Below are 16,777 nucleotides of genomic sequence, written 5' to 3' on the forward strand. Positions count from 1 at the left end.
GCTGCCAGTTCCGGAATGGTCATGTGCTTCCGAGAATCGGGTATGGCGATTGACCGGCATCATCGCGATCCGAGCAGCCGAGGCATACCACTCACGTTCCGGCCCTCCTCCGGGCACGCGCAATGGCCCGCTCGCGCCCAGATATCCTCGACGATTCGGTGCAGCCCGCCGCGGCTCTTGGCGGTTTGTGGTCACTCCGCCGAGCCGAGCACGGTGATTCTGCAGATTCGCCTCTGTGCAGCATCCACAAACGGCAACAGTCCCTCTGGCCCGCAGTCGAACGGGCCTGAGGGACTGTGTCTTTCCTCGCCGACTCAGAGTCCTTGCGATGACTCAGATGTTGAATCCGAGGGCGCGCATCTGTTCGCGGCCGTCCTCGGTGATCTTCTCCGGACCCCATGGCGGCATCCAGACCCAGTTGATCCGGTAGGCCGGCACGATTCCCTCGAGCGACTGTGCGGTCTGGTCCTCGATGACGTCGGTCAGCGGGCAGGCCGCCGAGGTCAGGGTCATCTCGATCACGGCGGTGCCGTCGTCTTCGACCGAGAGTCCGTACACGAGGCCGAGATCGACGATGTTGACACCGAGCTCGGGATCGACGACGTCCATCATCGCCTCGCGCACTTCGTCGACGCTGGCATTCTGCGGTGCGTCAATGACTTCAGGCATTGTGTTTCTCCTCACGAGCTGCTTGTGCTTGGTTGAGTGCGTCCTTGAACGCCATCCATGCCAGGAGAGCGCATTTGATCCTGGCCGGGAACTTCGATACTCCGGTGAACGCCGCGGCGTCCCCGAGAATCGACTCATCCGCGACCATTGTCCCACGGGAATGCATGAGTTCGTGGAACGCGCCTTCGATCTCGAGCATCTGCGACACGGAGGATTCGGCGGCCAGTTCGGACAGCACCGAGGCCGATGCCATCGAGATCGAACAGCCGTCGCCGGTCCACCGCACCGCGATCGTGCCGTCGTCGAGGAGTTCGGTTTCGAGTTCGATCTCATCGCCGCACGTCGGGTTCACCTGATGCGAATGTCCGTGCGGTGACGCTGCGGCGTCACGGAGCAGTTCGGTGTTGCCGATGCGTGCCCGCGACTGGTCGAGGATGACCTGCTGGTAGAGCTGCTGCATCTGTGTGCTCATCGCTTCGCTCCCCTCCTCAGGCGACTCCGAAGAAGGGCCGCACTTCCGCCAGAGCAGAAAGGAAGCGGGTGCAGTCTTCGACGTTGTTGTACAGGTACGTGCTCGCCCGCGTCGAGGCGGTGACCCCGAAGCGGCGGTGCAGCGGCTGAGCGCAGTGGTGGCCCACCCGCACGGCGATGCCCTGCGAGTCGAGATACTGTCCGACGTCGTGGGCGTGCACGCCGTCGACGTCGAAGGCCACCGTCCCGATCCGGTCCTCGGCCTCGCCGAGGATGCGGATTCCGGGGATCTGGCCGATCCCGTCGAGGAGGACGCGGGCGAGCTCCTTCTCGTGCTCGAGAACATTGTCCAGCCCCACCTCGGTGAGGTAGCCGATCGCGGTCGCGAAGGCCGCCACCTCGGCGACCGGCTGAGTGCCGGCCTCGAACCGCTGCGGAGCGGGCATGAACGCGGTCTCCTCCATGGTCACCGTGGTGATCATGGATCCGCCCGTGAGCACCGGCGGCAGAGCGTCGAGCAGCTCCGGCTTGCCCCACAGCGCACCCAGACCGGTGGGTCCGAGCGCCTTGTGCGCGGAGATGGCGGCGAAATCGACGTCGAGGTCGACGAAGTCCACGGGCATATGCGGCACGGACTGGCAGGCGTCGAGCACGACGTAGGCTCCGACGGCGTGGGCCCGTTCGACGAGGCGGTCGACCGGGTTGATCGTGCCGAGGACGTTGGAGACGTGCGTGAACGCGAGCACCTTCGTCGATTCGTCGACGATCGCGTCGAGGTCGGTCAGATCGAGTTCACCGGAATCGGTGACCGGCAGCCAGCGCAGCTGTGCTCCCGTGGAGGCGGCCAGCTGCTGCCACGGCACGAGATTCGCGTGATGTTCCATCTCGGTCACCACGATCGAGTCACCGGGGACGAGAGCGAAGCGCTCTGCGTCGTCTCCCCCGAAGCCGTGGCTGGCCCGATCCATGCCGAGAGCCACGATGTTGAGCGCCTCGGTGGCGTTCTTCGTCCAGCACACCTGCTCCGGTGTCCCCCCGACGAGTCCGGCAGCCGCGATCCGACCGTTCTCGAAGGCGTCCGTGGCCTCGACGGCCAGGGAGTGTGCGCCCCGGTGGACGGCGGCGTTGCGCTGCTGGAAGTACTCGACGAAGGTGTCGATGACGCACTGCGGCTTCTGCGATGTCGCGCCCGAGTCGAGATACGACAGCGGCGACTCCCCGACCCTCACATCGAGGATCGGGAAGTCGCCCCTCAGACGTGAGAACATCAGGCCTTCTGGAAGAAGCGGTCGTAGCCTTCGTTCTCGAGGCGTTCGGCCAGTTCCGGTCCGCCTTCCTCGGCCACCTTGCCCTCGATGATCACGTGGACGTGATCGGGCTTGATGTAGTTGAGGATGCGCGTGTAGTGGGTGATGAGCATGATGCCGACGTCGGTGGCCTCCTTGACGCGGTTGACGCCTTCGGACACGATGCGCAGGGCGTCGACGTCGAGGCCGGAGTCGGTTTCGTCGAGGACGGCGAACTTCGGCTTGAGCATCTCGAGCTGCAGGATCTCGTGACGCTTCTTCTCACCGCCGGAGAAGCCTTCGTTGACGTTGCGCGAAGCGAAGGCGGGATCGACGCGGAGGTTCTCCATGGCCTGCTTGAGGTCCTTGGTCCAGTTGCGCAGCTTCGGAGCTTCACCGTCGATGGCGGTCTTGGCCGAACGGAGGAAGTTCGTCACGGTCACGCCGGGAACCTCGACGGGATACTGCATGGCCAAGAACAGTCCGGCCTTGGCACGCTCGTCGACGGACATCTCGAGGACGTCCTCACCGTCGAGGGTGACCGAACCGGAAGTCACTTCGTACTTGGGGTGGCCGGCCAGGGCGTAGGCCAGGGTCGACTTGCCGGAGCCGTTGGGGCCCATGATGGCGTGGGTCTCGTTCGTGTTGATGACGAGGTTGATGCCGTTGAGGATGGGCTTGAGACCGGTATCGGTGTTGACACCGACGTGCAGGTCTTCGATTGTGAGAGTGGACATAATGATCCTTCTTCTTCGGTCTTGAGGTCAGTTCAGGGTGGTGTTCGGGTCGACGAGGATGCGGCCGGCGATCTCTTTGCAGTCATAGACCGCGACGGGTTCGAACGCCGGCGGATTCACCGGCTTGCCGGTCGTCAGGTCGAACTGCGAGCCGTGCAGCCAGCATTCGATGGTGCAGTCCTCGACGTCCCCTTCGGCCAACGACACCTCACCGTGGGTGCACAGGTCGTCGATGGCGTGGATCGTGCCGTCGGAGTCGCGAGCGATGCAGATCTCGTACTCGCCGACCTCGATGCGCATGGTGCCGCCGGGAGCCACCTCGTCGGCGGCCGCCACGTCGATCATGGTCACAGAACGCTCCGGGACAGTTCGTCTTCGATGCGTTCGTTGAGCACGTCCTCGATCTCGGGCACCTGGATCTTCTGGATCACTTCGTTGAAGAATCCGCGGACCACGAGCTGACGGGCGACGTCCTCGGGGATGCCGCGGCTCATCAGGTAGAACAGGTGCTCCTCATCGAAGCGTCCCACCGAGGAGGCGTGACCGGCACCGGCGATGTCGCCGGTCTCGATCTCGAGGTTCGGCACCGAGTCGGCCCGGGCGCCATCGGTGAGGATGAGGTTCCGGTTGAGCTCGTAGGTGTCGATGTCGAGAGCTTCGGGACGGATGAGCACATCGCCGATCCACACGCTGCGCGCGTCCTTGCCCTGCAGAGCGCCCTTGTAGTGGACGTTCGACTGGGCCTTCGGCGTGTTGTGGTCGATGTAGGTGCGGTGCTCGAGGTGCTGACCGGCATCGGCGAAGTAGAGTCCGAGCAGTTCGGCCTCTCCCCCGGCTGCCGAGTAGCGCACGTTCGTGTTCAGGCGCACCACGTCGCCGCCGAGGGTGATGTGGATGTGCTTGAACTTCGCGTCCTTGCCCACGATCGCATCGTGCTGACCGAGGTGCTGAGAGCCGTCGTCCCACAGCTGCAGCGATACGAAGGTCACGTCCGCACCATCGCCGATGACGAGGGAGACGAGCTCGGAGTACCGGGCCAGTCCCTCGTGTTCGACGACGATGGTCGCCTTCGAGTTCGCTCCGACCGTGATGACGACATGGCCGTGGCCGAGTGCCTCACCGGTGCCGTCGGCGTGGATGATCGCGGCCCGGTCGAGTTCGGTGTCCGCGGGGATCGAATAGTGCGTCACCGCGGAAGCGCGGTTGGCGGCGACGGCCGCGGCGCGGTCCTCGGGTTCGAGGATGCCCAGTTCCTGAGCCGACTCGAGCGAGATCTCCTCGACGGACAGGCCCGCGGGCAGATCCGACTCGAACGTCAGTGTCGCCTCGGTGGCGGTGTCCTCGAAGAACTCGCTGAACTTGCGGACTGGAGAGAAGCGCCATTCCTCCTCCCGGCCGGTGGGCACGGGGAAGTCGGCGACATCGAAGCTGCGTGTGCGCGCATCGCGCTTCGAATCGGGCACCTGGACCTCGGAACCGTGCGAGTGCTCCGAAAGGCCAAGCGGATTGGTGGTATCAGTCACAGATTTACTCCTTTGAGTGCAGTGGGCGCTGGATCGGGTCTCAGCCGACCGCGCCTTCCATCTGCAGTTCGATGAGGCGGTTGAGTTCGAGGGCGTACTCCATCGGGAGCTCGCGTGCGATGGGCTCGACGAAGCCGCGCACGATCATCGCCATCGCCTCGGTCTCCTCCATGCCGCGGGACATGAGGTAGAAGAGCTGATCCTCACTGACCTTCGACACGGTGGCCTCATGGCCGAGTGTGACGTCGTCTTCGCGGATGTCGATGTAGGGGTACGTGTCCGAACGGGAGACGTTGTCGACGAGCAGAGCGTCGCAGAGGACGTTGTTCGACGAGCCTTCGGCGCCCGGGTGCACGTGGACGAGTCCGCGGTAGCCGGCACGTCCGCCGCCGCGGGCCACGGACTTCGACACGATCGACGAATGGGTGTGCGGAGCGGCGTGGACCATCTTCGCACCGGTGTCCTGGTGCTGTCCCTCGCCGGCGAAGGCCACGGACAGCGTCTCACCGCGGGCGTGCTCGCCGGTGAGCCAGATGGCCGGGTACTTCATGGTCACCTTCGAGCCGATATTGCCGTCGACCCATTCCATGGAGGCGCCCTCTTCGGCGATGGCGCGCTTGGTGACGAGGTTGTACACGTTGTTCGACCAGTTCTGGATCGTCGTGTAGCGGACCTTCGCATCCTTCTTCGCGATGATCTCGACGACGGCCGAGTGCAGCGAGTCGGTCTTGTAGATCGGAGCGGTGCAGCCCTCGACGTAGTGGACCGAGGAACCCTCGTCGGCGATGATGAGCGTGCGCTCGAACTGGCCCATGTTCTCCGTGTTGATGCGGAAGTAGGCCTGCAGCGGGATCTCGACGTGGACGCCCTTGGGGACGTAGACGAACGAGCCGCCGGACCAGACAGCGGTGTTGAGTGCGGCGAACTTGTTGTCGCCGGAGGGAATGATCGACCCGAAGTACTCTTCGAAGATCTCCGGGTGCTCGCGCAGGCCGGTGTCCGTGTCCATGAAGATGACGCCCTGAGCCTCGAGCTCTTCGTTGATCTGGTGGTAGACGACCTCGGACTCGTACTGTGCGGCGACACCGGCGACGAGGCGCTGCTTCTCCGCCTCGGGGATGCCGAGCTTGTCATAGGTGTTGCGGATGTCCTCGGGCAGGTCCTCCCAGGACGTCGCCTGCCCCTCGGTGGAGCGGACGAAGTACTTGATGTCGGCGAAGTCGATTCCGGTGAGGTCGGCACCCCAGTTCGGCATCGGCTTCTTGTCGAACAGACGCAGAGCCTTGAGCCGACGCTTGAGCATCCACTCGGGTTCGTCCTTGAGCTTCGAGATGTTGCGGACGACTTCCTCGCTCAGGCCGCGTTCCGCGGTCGCGCCGGCGTCGTTCTCGTCGTGCCAACCGTATGCGTACTGCCCGAGGTCTTTGAGCTCGGGATTCGCATCGATGATCCGATTTCCTGTGTCAGTCATCGTGAACCTCCTTGAGGTCGATCATTGCTGTGGATGAGTGGTCTGGTCAGTTCCGAAGTCGGAATGTGGGTGGTGCACACGTGGTCGCCCTGCGCCAACGAGGACAGCCGGCGCACGTCGACGCCGAGGTAGTCGGAGAACATCGCGAGTTCCGCTTCGCAGATCTCCGGGTACTCCGCCGCCACGGCCTGGATCGGGCAGTGCCCCTGGCACAGCTGCATCGCCTCCAACGGGGTCCCGGCCGCAACCGGTGTCGCCGAGGCGGCGTACCCTTCCCGTGTCAGCGCCGCGGCGAGAGCGCGTGAGCGCGACGCCACTGTGGTGCCGCCGCGCTTGCCGAGTTCCGGTCCGAGGCGGTCCCGCAGACGGCCGACGAGGTCTTCGGTGAATTCCTCCACAGCCGACTTGCCGTGCTTGTCCTCCATGAAGCGCAGAATGTTCACGGCCAACTCGTCGTAGGAATGACTGACCGAATCGTGTCCGGCCGTCGTGACCACATAGTGCCGGGCTGGTCGGCCCCTGCCCGCCTGCTTGCCGGCGAGTTCACGGACCTCGATGAGGCCTTCGCTCTCCAGCGCGTCCAGGTGACGACGGATCGCCGCGGGAGTCAGCTCGAGGGCTTTGGCCAAAGACGAAGCAGTGATCGGCCCTTCGTCGAGCACCGACTGGAAGACCCTCTGCCGGGTGCGGCGATCTTCCGTGTCGTTTGCAGCCATAATCCACCTCCTTGACTAACACAACAATATTGTTGCGTAATTTGTTTCGTAAAACTAGGTGAGCCTAACCACCGCTCGCGCCGCGCGCGGACGCCTGCGGTTTCGACACCCGTTTCGACGCGTCGTAGAATAGCCTGGTGTCATCTCCGGCCCTGACCATCCGCGGTCTCCAATACTCCTACGGCACCCACCGTGTCGTCGACGGAATCGACCTCACGGCCGAGACCGGGTCCGTCCTCGGTGTCCTCGGACCCAATGGCGCGGGCAAATCCACGACCATCTCCCTGGCGGTGGGCACCCGCCGCCCCGATGCGGGCACGGTGGAGATCTTCGGCCACGACCCCGTCGCCGCCCACGCCACGACCTCGCAGCTGGCCGGGGTGATGCTCCAGGACGGCGGACTGCCGATGAGCTCGAAGCCGCTGCAGGTGCTTCGCCATCTCTCCTCGCTCTACGAGAACCCCCTGCCGGTCGACGAACTCGCCGAACCCCTGGGCCTCCACGATTTCGCCGGACGCACGATGCGCCGGCTCTCCGGCGGACAGAAGCAGCGGGTGGCGCTGGCTGCGGCCCTCATCGGTCGACCTCGTCTGGTCTTCCTCGACGAACCCTGCGCCGGCCTCGACCCCCAGGCTCGTGAGGTCGTCCACAGCTTCATCCGAGATCTCGCCGACAGTGGGGTCGCCGTCGTACTCACCACCCACGACCTGACCGAGGCCGAGGAGCTCTCCGACGAGGTCGTCGTCATCGATCGGGGACGGATCATCGCTCAGGGAGCGCCCGAGGAGCTGCGCAGCGCCTCCGCCGGGTCGCGGGCGCTGACGATCCGACTCGACTCCCCCGCCCCCGCGAATCTCGTCGATCGACTCACCGGGCTCGGTCCCGCCTCGGCGCAGGGCTCCCTGATCATCATCGACGGAGCACCAACGGCAAGCCGGATCGCGGCCGCGTGCACAGCCATCGCCGAGGCGGGGGGCCAGATCACGGACATCGGCATGCAGAGACAGTCCCTGTCCGATGTGTTCTTCGAGCTGACCGGGAGGCCGCTGCGATGACCGCCGCACGCATCGTCTCGCAGGCGAAGTTCGAGACCCTGTCCGTTCTGCGCAACGGCGAACAGCTGCTGCTCTCGGTCATCTTCCCTCTGGGTCTGCTCGTCTTCCTCGCGAAGACTCCCCTGCTCACCGGCCTCGGAGTCATCGACGCCGGGGCCGACCCGCTGTCGATCGCCGTCCCCGGAGCGCTGAGCCTGAGCCTGGCCTCCAGCGCATTCACCGGTCAGGCGATCGCGACCGCCTTCGACCGCCGTTACGGAGTGCTGCGGCAGCTGGCGACGACTCCGCTGGGCACGAACGGACTCATCCTCGGCAAACTCGGCGCCGTCATCGTCGTCGTCCTCATCCAGTACGCGCTCGTCTTCGCCACGGCGGCGGTTCTCGGCTTCCGCGGTCCCGTCGACGTCCTCGGGCTCATCCTGGCCACACTGCTGGGCACCGCAGCGCTGCTCTCACTCGGTCTGCTCATGGCCGGCACCGTCCGCGCCGAGGCGACCCTGGCGGCGACGAACCTCATCTGGGTGCTCATGGCAGGCGTCGGTGGCCTCGTCATCGCACATCCGGGAGAATGGGGAACGGTTGTGGGCTACCTGCCCTCCGGTGCGCTCGGCGACGCCATGCGGTCCGCCATCGGAGACGGCGGCACAGACGTCAAGGCAATCATCGTGCTCCTGGTATGGGGGCTTGTGGGAACGCTTGCGGCACGCAGGTGGTTCCGTTTCGAATGAGGAGTGAAGTGGTCACGAAGAAGATCCGCATCGCCGCTTGGGCCATGCTCATCGCCCAGGCAGGGATCATCCTGACCGGCGGAATCGTCCGGCTCACCGGCTCGGGGCTCGGCTGTACGGACTGGCCGAAGTGCACCCCGGATTCCCTGGTGTCCACCAGCGAGATGGGCATCCACGGCGCCATCGAGTTCGGCAACCGCCTGTTGGCTGTGGCGCTGGCGCTCCTCGGCGTATGCATTGCGCTCATGCTGTGGAGGGTTCGGAAGCAGCGCCCGGATCTGTTCTGGCTCAATATCGGACTGCTGGCCATCGTGCCGGTCCAGGCCGTCGTCGGCGGAATCACCGTGTGGACGAAGCTCAACCCCTGGGTCGTCGCCGGACACTTCGTCCCCTCGGCCGTCGCCGTCGGCGTTGCCGCCTACTTCGTCCGCCGCACCTACGACACCGGCGTGCGGCTGGGCACGAAGGCCCCGGCTCCGCTGCCGACATTGGGCTGGATCATCCTCGGCCTCACCGCGATCATCGTCGTCTTCGGCGTGCTCACCACCGGGGCCGGGCCCCATTCGGGTTCGACGATCTCGACCCGCAACAACCTCGACAACATCTGGGTCACCCGTTTGCATGCCGCGCCGGTGTGGCTGCTCGTCGTCGCCACGCTCTCTGCGCTCGTCGTCGCGCGGAAGAAGGCACAATCGGCGATGGTCGCTCCGCTGATCGTGCTCCTCATCGTCGAGATCGTCCAGGGAGTCATCGGCTACGTCCAGTACTTCCTCGGTGTTCCCGAACTGCTCGTGGCCTTACACATGGTCGGGCTGTCGGCTACGATTGCGGCAAGCGTTGCCGTTCTCGACAGCGCATACCCGAGGAGCACCGATGTCAGTCCCGATCGTTCCGTGTCTGTGGTTTCCTGACTGCGCCGAGGAGGCCATGGAGTACTACTGCTCCGTCTTCCCCGACTCTTCCATCCTGTCCATCGAACGCTATCCCGACGAATCCCTCGACGAACACTTCGAGGGGATGAGCGGGAAGGTCATCAACGGCCGGTTCGTCCTCGACGGCACAGAGTTCATCTGCCTCGACGGCGGACCGGTGTTCACGTTCAACGAAGCGATCTCACTGACCGTCGAATGCGCCGACCAGGCCGAGATCGACCACTACTGGTCACATCTGTCGGCCTCTCCCGAGCACGAACAGTGCGGCTGGCTCAAGGACCGCTACGGAGTCAGCTGGCAGATCATTCCCGCGAACCTCGGCGAGCTGATGACCGGTCCGGCACAGACTCAGGCACTCATGCAGATGAAGAAGATCGTCATCGACGACCTCGTCAACGCCGGCTGAGAATTTGCGTTCCGACCCGAAGCGCAAGGCACAGACGTACAACGGCCCAGCTTGAGCTGGATAGCACTGTTTCAAATCTGTGCTATCCAGCTCAGACTGGGCCGATTGGATCAGCGGGTTCTTCGGCGAGTCACCAGATCCCGGGGATCAGGGTGGGCACGAACGGGTCGATGGCCACTGCCAGGAAGAGCAGCGACAGGTACGTGATCGACCCGTGGAAGACCTTCATCGCCTTGAGAGACGTGCCGTCCTTGCCCTGCTTGGCCCGGGAGACCAGCGAGTAGCACGACCACAGGAACCAGACGCCGGCGCCCACGGCCACGATCGTGTAGACCGGACCCATCGGCGCCACGGGAATGAGTGCGAGCGAGCAGGCGATCATCGCCCACGTGTAGAGGATCATCTGCCGGCCGACGGATGTCGGCGGGACCTTCGACGGCAGCATGGGCACGTCGGCGGCGTCGTAGTCGGCCTTGTACTTGATCGCCAGCGGCCAGTAGTGCGGCGGGGTCCAGAAGAAGACGACGAGGAAGAGCAGCACGGGCTCCCAGGCGACTCCCCCGGTCACGGCCGACCAGCCGATGAGCACCGGCATGCAGCCTGCGGCGCCGCCCCAGACGATGTTCTGTGAGGTGCGGCGCTTGAGGACGAGGGTGTAGAAGACTGCGTAGAGCAGAATCGCCGAGGCGGTCAGTCCCGCCGTGACCCAATTCGTGAATCCGCCGAGCCAGAAGATCGAGCCGATGCCCAGCACGAAAGCGAAGATGAGTGCAGAACGGGGGCTGATCTCACCGGTGACGAGGGGACGGTCCTTCGTCCGCTCCATCTTCGCGTCGATGTCGCGGTCGACGTAGCAGTTGAAGACCGAGGCCGAGGCCGCAGCGGCGGCTCCGCCGATGAGGGTGTTGATGACCAGCCAGATGTTCGGCATTCCCTGAGCGGCCAGGAACATCACGGGCGCGGTCGTGACGAGGAGCAGCTCGATGACGCGCGGTTTGGTCAGCGCGATATAGGCACTGATGATCGAACGCGGTCGGGTGGAGAGGCTCTGCTCGTCGATGGCCCTCTGCAGAGGTCGTTCACTCTGCTCTTCCCGGTTCTGACGAAGTTTGCTCACGCCCTAGATTCTACCTGTTGTCGAAGTTTTTGCCAGTCGCGCGCAGGCGAGTCGAGTCACTGACGATGCGGATGAGGAAGGCCACTGCGGCACACACGGGAGCAAGCACGACGACCTGTACGACGAGCATTGAGATGAAGCTCAGCGAGGCCGACTGCGAATCCGTGCGGAGGAGATTCACATCGACGCACAGGCCGATGATTCCGGCGATGAAGGTATAGACGAGGGCGGTCGTCCACACCAGTCCGCCGCGCCGCGCATTGAGCATCACGGCCAGCGCTGCTGCGAAGGGGGTGAGCAGAACGAGAGTGCCCAGCGTCCACAGACCGAGCTGTCCGATGTCGACGCCGCCACGCAGCGGCTGTGCGATCGTCGACGACACGGACACGGTCACCACGGCGAAGAACACCGGGCACGCCGTGCCGATCCGGGAGATCAGCCGACGGAGTCCTCTTGTCTGTTCGGCTACCTCGGCGAGGTCGGGTCGCCTGCCCGTCAGCCACCCGGGTCGACGGTCTCCGCTGTCTGCGACGGCGGCATCGATCATGGGATCAGCCTCTTTGCTCACCCTGTCATCCCTCCAGTCAGGCACGGCCCATTCTCACTCCCTTCGGCACACCGCAGTTGTTGAATGTCGAACCACAGCTGTGCGCGAGACCACACTTTACCCGTCGGTAGCCGAAATGTCTCGCTCCCTGTCGGCACGGCAGGTGAACAGGGGCGGCGCTTCAAGCGTCCGACGGGTAGAGTTTGAATGCACGCTCTTCAGACGAACGAAGGATCGCTCGACGACATGACAACTCTGTCCTGGACTGAACTCGACAATCGCGCAGTCGACACTGCCCGCCTCCTCGCCGCGGATGCGGTGCAGAAGACAGGGAACGGGCACCCGGGCACCGCCATGAGCCTGGCGCCCATCGCCCATTACCTGTATCAGCACGGACTCACTCACGACCCGGCCGACCCGACTTGGGTCGGCCGTGATCGTTTCGTCCTCTCCTGCGGTCACAGTTCGCTCACCCAGTACGTCCAGCTCTACCTCGCCGGATTCGGGCTCGAGCTCGACGATCTGAAGGCCCTGCGCACATGGGGTTCACTCACCCCGGGCCACCCCGAGGTCGGTCACACCGCCGGCGTCGAGATCACCACGGGCCCGCTCGGCTCAGGATTGGCCTCGGCCGTGGGCATGGCCATGGCCGCTCGCCGCGAACGCGGACTCTTCGACCCCGAGGCGGCTGCCGGCACCTCACCGTTCGACCACAACATCGTCGTGCTCGCCTCCGACGGCGACCTCGAAGAGGGCGTGTCCGGTGAGGCCTCCTCGCTGGCCGGCACACAGGAGCTGTCGAATCTGCTGGTGATCTGGGACGACAACAAGATCTCCATCGAAGACGACACCGCGATCGCCTTCGGTGAGGACACCGCCGCCCGCTACGCCGCCTACGGCTGGCACGTCCAGCACGTCGACTTCACCGCCGGTGACGACTACCACGAGGACATCGAAGCCTTCCACGCCGCCGTCGAGGCCGCTCGCGCGGATTCCCGTCCGTCGTTCATCCGCCTGTCGACGATCATCGCCTGGCCGGCGCCCAACGCCCAGAACACCGGCGGATCCCACGGTGCCGCCCTCGGCGAGGACGAGATCCGGGCGACCAAGGAGGTCCTCGGCTTCGACCCGGAATCGACCTTCGCCGTCGCCGACGAGGTCCTCGCCCACACCCGTCAGGCACTCGACCGGGGTCGTGCCGCTCACCTCGAATGGGACAAGTCCTTCGCCGATTGGCGCAGCGCCAACCCGGACAACGCCGCACTCTTCGACCGCCTGTCCAAGCGCGAACTGCCCGCCGGACTCGATGCGGCCTTCCCGGTCTTCGAGGCCAGCGAGAAGGGCATCGCCACACGTGCGGCCTCCGGCCAGGTGCTCAACGCGATCGCCGAGACCATGCCCGAACTCTGGGGCGGCTCCGCCGACCTCGCCGGTTCGAACAACACCCTGGTCAAGGGTGAGCCGAGCTTCCTGCCCGCGCACCGATCCACCGGCGCCTTCTCCGGACATGAGTACGGACGCAATATCCACTTCGGCGTCCGTGAGTTCTCCGCCGGTCTCATCGGCAACGGCATCGCCCTCCACGGCGGAACCCGCCCGTACAACGGCACGTTCCTCGTCTTCAGCGACTACCAGCGTCCCGCCGTTCGTCTGGCCGCCCTCCAGCAGCTGCCGAATCTGTTCGTGTGGACCCACGATTCGATCGGCCTCGGCGAGGACGGACCGACCCATCAGCCGATCGAGCACCTCTCCGCCCTGCGCGCCATCCCCGGCCTCGACGTCGTCCGACCGGCCGATGCGAACGAAACCGCGGTCGCATGGCGGACGATCCTCGACCGCACTGACGGGCCCAGCGGACTCGTGCTCACCCGCCAGGCCGTGCCGGTCCTCGACCGTGAGAAGTATGCTCCCGCCTCCGAAACCGCACGCGGCGGCTATGTGCTCACCGATACCGGCGACCAGCCCGAGGTGGCCATCATCGCCAGCGGTTCCGAGGTCGCCATCGCCCTCGAAGCCGCCGAGTCTCTGCAGGCATCGGGCACAGCCGCACGCGTGATCTCCATGCCGTGCCAGGAATGGTTCGACGCACAGCCGGAGGACTACCGGGCCACGGTGCTGCCGCGTACGCTGAGGGCACGCGTGAGCATCGAAGCCGCCTCGGCGATGAGCTGGCACAAGTACCTCGGCGATGCCGGACGTGCCGTGTCCATCGAACACTTCGGTGCCTCCGCGGACTACCAGACCCTGTACGAGAAGTTCGGCATCACGGCCTCGGCCGTCGTCGACGCAGCCAAGGAATCCATCAACGCAGCAAAGGCGGAAGCATGAGTGAACGTCTCCAGCAGCTCAGCGCGGCCGGAGTCTCGATCTGGCTCGACGACCTCTCCCGCACCCGACTCGAATCCGGGGATCTCGCGCGGCTCATCGAGGAATCCTCCGTCACGGGTGTGACGACGAATCCGACGATCTTCGCGAACGCGATCGCCAGTTCCGACGACTACGATTTCGCGGTCGCCGAGCTCGGTGCCTCCGGTGCCGATGTGGATGAGGCCATCGAGGCGCTGACCACCGCGGATGTCGCCGAGGCGGCGCGCCTGTTCCGTCCGGTCTTCGAATCCACGGATGGTCAGGACGGTCGCGTGTCCATCGAGGTCGCTCCCCCGCTGGCCCACGATTCGCAGGGGACCGTCGCCTCGGCGAAGGCCCTGTGGGAGCGCGTCGGCGAACCGAATGCGATGATCAAGATCCCCGCCACCGAGGCAGGGCTGACCGCGATCTCCGAGACGATCGCCGCCGGGATCAGCGTCAACGTCACCCTCGTGTTCTCCCTGACCCGCTACCGCCACGTCGTCGAAGCCTTCCTCCAGGGCCTGGAGAAGGCCCGCGCCGCCGGCCACGACCTCTCGACGATCCGGTCGGTCGCCTCGGTGTTCGTCTCCCGGGTGGATTCGGAGATCGATTCCCGTCTCGATTCCGTCGAAGACCCGAAGGCGGTCGAGCTCAAGGGCAAGGCGGGCATCGCCAACTGCGTGCTCGCCCACGAGATCCACTCGCAGCTGTTCACCTCCGAACGCTTCCGGGTCCTCGAACTCGCCGGTGCACGTCCGCAGCGTCTGCTGTGGGCCTCGACCGGAGTGAAGAACCCCGACTATGCCGACACGATGTACGTGGCCGGACTCGTCGCGCCGAACACCGTGAACACGATGCCCGAACCCACCCTGGAGGCCTTCGCCGACCACGGTGAGGTCACCGGCCGGATCACGTCCGAGCACTACCGTGCCGCCGACGAGGTCTTCGACGCCCTGGCTCGACTGGGCATCGACTACGCCGAGGTCATGACCGTGCTCGAAGAGCAGGGCCTGGAGAAGTTCGATGTCAGCTGGACCGAACTCCAGGACACGATCCGGACGGCTCTGGAGCGCTCATGAGGCTTTCACTCTCTGCTCCCGTCGGCGAGGAATTCGATGCCGAGGCCGCGCGACTCATCGACGCCGGTCTGGCCTCCCGACTGAGTGACAAGGATGCCGAACTGTTCGACGGAGCCGCCGACGCCGCGGACCGGATGGGCTGGGTGGACCTTCCGCAGCAGGCTGCTGAGCTGCTCGATGAGATCGAGTCCCTGCGGGCAGAACTGCAGGAACAGGGTCTGCGCACGATCAGCCTGGCTGGAATGGGCGGATCCTCGCTTGCTCCCGAGGTGATGGCTCAGACCGCCGGTGTCCGACTCGAGATCGTCGATTCGACGGATCCGAATCAGGTCGCCGAGGCGATCGGCACCGACCTCGAGCACACTGTCCTCGTCATCGCATCGAAGTCCGGAACCACGGTGGAGACGGATTCGATCCGACGCAGCTTCGCCGCGGCTTTCGAATCGATCGGCGTCGATGCGGCATCCCGGATGATCGCGATCACCGATCCGGGGACGGAGCTCGAGGCTTTGGCCGCCGATCAGGGCTTCCTCGCGACGTTCCTCGCCGACCCCACTGTCGGCGGACGTTTCAGTGCGCTTTCGGCCTTCGGGCTCGTTCCCGCAGGTCTGGCCGGTGCCGATGTGCGCGAAATCGTCGCAGAAGCCGCTGCGGCAACCGCGGAACTGTCCGCGGACAACCTGGACAACCCGGCACTGCGGTTCGGCGCTTGGCTGAGCATCGCGCACGCCAGGACGACGGAGAAGCTCGTCCTCGCCGAGACATCCGGGCAGCTGGCCGGGCTCGGCGCCTGGGTCGAGCAGCTCATCGCCGAATCCCTCGGCAAGGACGGTCAGGGCATCCTTCCCGTCGTCGTCGACTCCCCCGCCGACATCGGGTTCTCCGACGCCCGCGCGGACGCTCTCCTGTGCCTGCTCGGGCCGGCAGCCGAAGGCTCAGAGCTGGGTGCACCGTCCGGATTCGACGCGAACATCACGGGTGGGTTGGGCGAGCTGTTCCTGTTCTGGGAATACGCCACGGCCATCGCCGGATACAGCATCGGGGTCAACCCCTTCGACCAGCCCGATGTGGAAGCGGCGAAGGCACGGGCCAGGCATCTGCTCGACGGACCGGACTCGGCAGCCACAGGACAGCCGCAGTTCCGTGAGGGAGACATCGACGTCCTCGAGGTCGTCGACGAGGCCACGGATCTCGTCGGAGCCCTGGAGGAGCTCTTCTCCTGGGTCGACGAGTACGGGTATGTCGGCATCCAGGCGTACCTCGATCGGATCGCCGATGCCGAGGCCGAGGATCTGCGACCGCTCGTGTCCACACACGCCGGAGTGCAGACGACCTTCGGCTTCGGACCCCGCTACCTGCATTCGACCGGTCAGTACCACAAGGGCGGTCACCCCAACGGCGTGTTCCTCCAGATCACCGGTGAGGCTCGCACGGATCTGCTGGTGCCGGGAAGCGACTTCGGCTTCGCCCAGCTGCAGCGCGCCCAGGCCGCCGGAGATGCAGCAGTGCTGACCGAGAAGGGGCGGCCCGTGCTGCGCCTGCACCTGCTTGATCGTGCTCGCGGCCTCTCGCAGCTGCGAGAGGCGATCGGATCGATCAGCCCCCGCCACCACTTCGGCCACGACTGATCGGCCCGAAGCGGCACTGATCCGCCGGCACGACGGACAGACCACGAATGAGAAGGACCCCGA

The 16,777-nt window shown here is 65.4% G+C and carries 17 protein-coding genes; 7 read left to right on the forward strand and 10 right to left on the reverse strand.

Features of this window, described 5'->3' with window-relative positions; translation table 11 throughout:
• Window positions 1-333: 333 nt before the first annotated feature.
• From AD89_RS0109790 to AD89_RS0109825, 8 genes are read right to left on the reverse strand one after another with little or no spacing between them, the layout of a single operon-like run.
• Entirely contained in the window at window positions 334-669 is a 336-nt protein-coding gene (locus tag AD89_RS0109790; RefSeq protein WP_025778421.1) for a metal-sulfur cluster assembly factor, read from the reverse strand.
• Entirely contained in the window at window positions 662-1,141 is a 480-nt protein-coding gene (gene sufU, locus AD89_RS0109795) for a Fe-S cluster assembly sulfur transfer protein SufU (RefSeq protein ID WP_025778422.1), read from the reverse strand. The genes AD89_RS0109790 and sufU overlap by 8 nt, the downstream gene beginning before the upstream one ends.
• A gap of 16 nt (window positions 1,142-1,157) precedes the next feature.
• Window positions 1,158-2,408, reverse strand: coding sequence for a SufS family cysteine desulfurase (locus tag AD89_RS0109800; RefSeq protein WP_025778423.1), 1,251 nt, complete (start codon window positions 2,406-2,408; stop codon window positions 1,158-1,160).
• Window positions 2,408-3,163: a Fe-S cluster assembly ATPase SufC gene (gene sufC, locus AD89_RS0109805; protein WP_025778424.1), complete on the reverse strand. Its 756-nt coding sequence runs from the start codon at window positions 3,161-3,163 to the stop codon at window positions 2,408-2,410. Before sufC ends, AD89_RS0109800 begins: the two co-directional genes overlap by 1 nt.
• Window positions 3,164-3,190: 27 nt before the next feature.
• On the reverse strand, window positions 3,191-3,514 hold the full coding sequence (locus AD89_RS0109810) for a Rieske 2Fe-2S domain-containing protein (protein WP_025778425.1): 324 nt from the start codon (window positions 3,512-3,514) through the stop codon (window positions 3,191-3,193).
• Window positions 3,511-4,686, reverse strand: coding sequence for a Fe-S cluster assembly protein SufD (sufD, locus tag AD89_RS0109815; RefSeq protein WP_025778426.1), 1,176 nt, complete (start codon window positions 4,684-4,686; stop codon window positions 3,511-3,513). Before sufD ends, AD89_RS0109810 begins: the two co-directional genes overlap by 4 nt.
• 40 nt (window positions 4,687-4,726) lie before the next feature.
• Window positions 4,727-6,157: a Fe-S cluster assembly protein SufB gene (sufB, locus tag AD89_RS0109820; protein WP_025778427.1), complete on the reverse strand. Its 1,431-nt coding sequence runs from the start codon at window positions 6,155-6,157 to the stop codon at window positions 4,727-4,729.
• Window positions 6,154-6,873 (reverse strand): helix-turn-helix transcriptional regulator, encoded by a 720-nt coding sequence (locus AD89_RS0109825; RefSeq protein WP_025778428.1) that lies wholly within the window; start codon window positions 6,871-6,873, stop codon window positions 6,154-6,156. Before AD89_RS0109825 ends, sufB begins: the two co-directional genes overlap by 4 nt.
• Before the next feature lie 137 nt (window positions 6,874-7,010).
• Between AD89_RS0109825 and AD89_RS0109830 the strand changes: the two genes are divergently transcribed.
• The 4 genes from AD89_RS0109830 to AD89_RS0109845 are packed head-to-tail and all read left to right on the forward strand — an operon-like array spanning window position 7,011 to window position 9,994.
• Window positions 7,011-7,928, forward strand: a complete 918-nt coding sequence (locus AD89_RS0109830; protein WP_051505186.1) for an ABC transporter ATP-binding protein — start codon at window positions 7,011-7,013, stop codon at window positions 7,926-7,928.
• Window positions 7,925-8,656: an ABC transporter permease gene (locus tag AD89_RS0109835; RefSeq protein ID WP_025778430.1), complete on the forward strand. Its 732-nt coding sequence runs from the start codon at window positions 7,925-7,927 to the stop codon at window positions 8,654-8,656. The genes AD89_RS0109830 and AD89_RS0109835 overlap by 4 nt, the downstream gene beginning before the upstream one ends.
• An 8-nt stretch (window positions 8,657-8,664) precedes the next feature.
• Entirely contained in the window at window positions 8,665-9,567 is a 903-nt protein-coding gene (locus tag AD89_RS0109840; RefSeq protein WP_025778431.1) for a COX15/CtaA family protein, read from the forward strand.
• Window positions 9,530-9,994, forward strand: coding sequence for a VOC family protein (locus AD89_RS0109845; protein ID WP_025778432.1), 465 nt, complete (start codon window positions 9,530-9,532; stop codon window positions 9,992-9,994). Before AD89_RS0109840 ends, AD89_RS0109845 begins: the two co-directional genes overlap by 38 nt.
• 130 nt (window positions 9,995-10,124) lie before the next feature.
• On the opposite strand, the gene AD89_RS0109850 is transcribed toward AD89_RS0109845, so the two are convergent.
• Complete coding sequence (locus tag AD89_RS0109850) at window positions 10,125-11,111, reverse strand: heme o synthase (RefSeq protein WP_025778433.1); 987 nt, start codon at window positions 11,109-11,111, stop codon at window positions 10,125-10,127.
• 10 nt (window positions 11,112-11,121) lie between these two features.
• A complete protein-coding gene (locus AD89_RS0109855) occupies window positions 11,122-11,658 on the reverse strand; it encodes a hypothetical protein (RefSeq protein ID WP_025778434.1) in 537 nt (178 codons plus the stop codon).
• A gap of 246 nt (window positions 11,659-11,904) precedes the next feature.
• Between AD89_RS0109855 and tkt the strand changes: the two genes are divergently transcribed.
• From tkt to AD89_RS0109870, 3 genes are read left to right on the forward strand one after another with little or no spacing between them, the layout of a single operon-like run.
• Window positions 11,905-13,986, forward strand: coding sequence for a transketolase (gene tkt / locus AD89_RS0109860; protein WP_025778435.1), 2,082 nt, complete (start codon window positions 11,905-11,907; stop codon window positions 13,984-13,986).
• Window positions 13,983-15,086, forward strand: a complete 1,104-nt coding sequence (gene tal, locus AD89_RS0109865; protein WP_025778436.1) for a transaldolase — start codon at window positions 13,983-13,985, stop codon at window positions 15,084-15,086. Before tkt ends, tal begins: the two co-directional genes overlap by 4 nt.
• Window positions 15,083-16,714 (forward strand): glucose-6-phosphate isomerase, encoded by a 1,632-nt coding sequence (locus AD89_RS0109870; protein WP_025778437.1) that lies wholly within the window; start codon window positions 15,083-15,085, stop codon window positions 16,712-16,714. Before tal ends, AD89_RS0109870 begins: the two co-directional genes overlap by 4 nt.
• Window positions 16,715-16,777: the final 63 nt, after the last annotated feature.

It is taken from the genome of Brevibacterium sp. VCM10, from assembly GCF_000583215.1.
Lineage (GTDB): Bacteria > Actinomycetota > Actinomycetes > Actinomycetales > Brevibacteriaceae > Brevibacterium > Brevibacterium linens.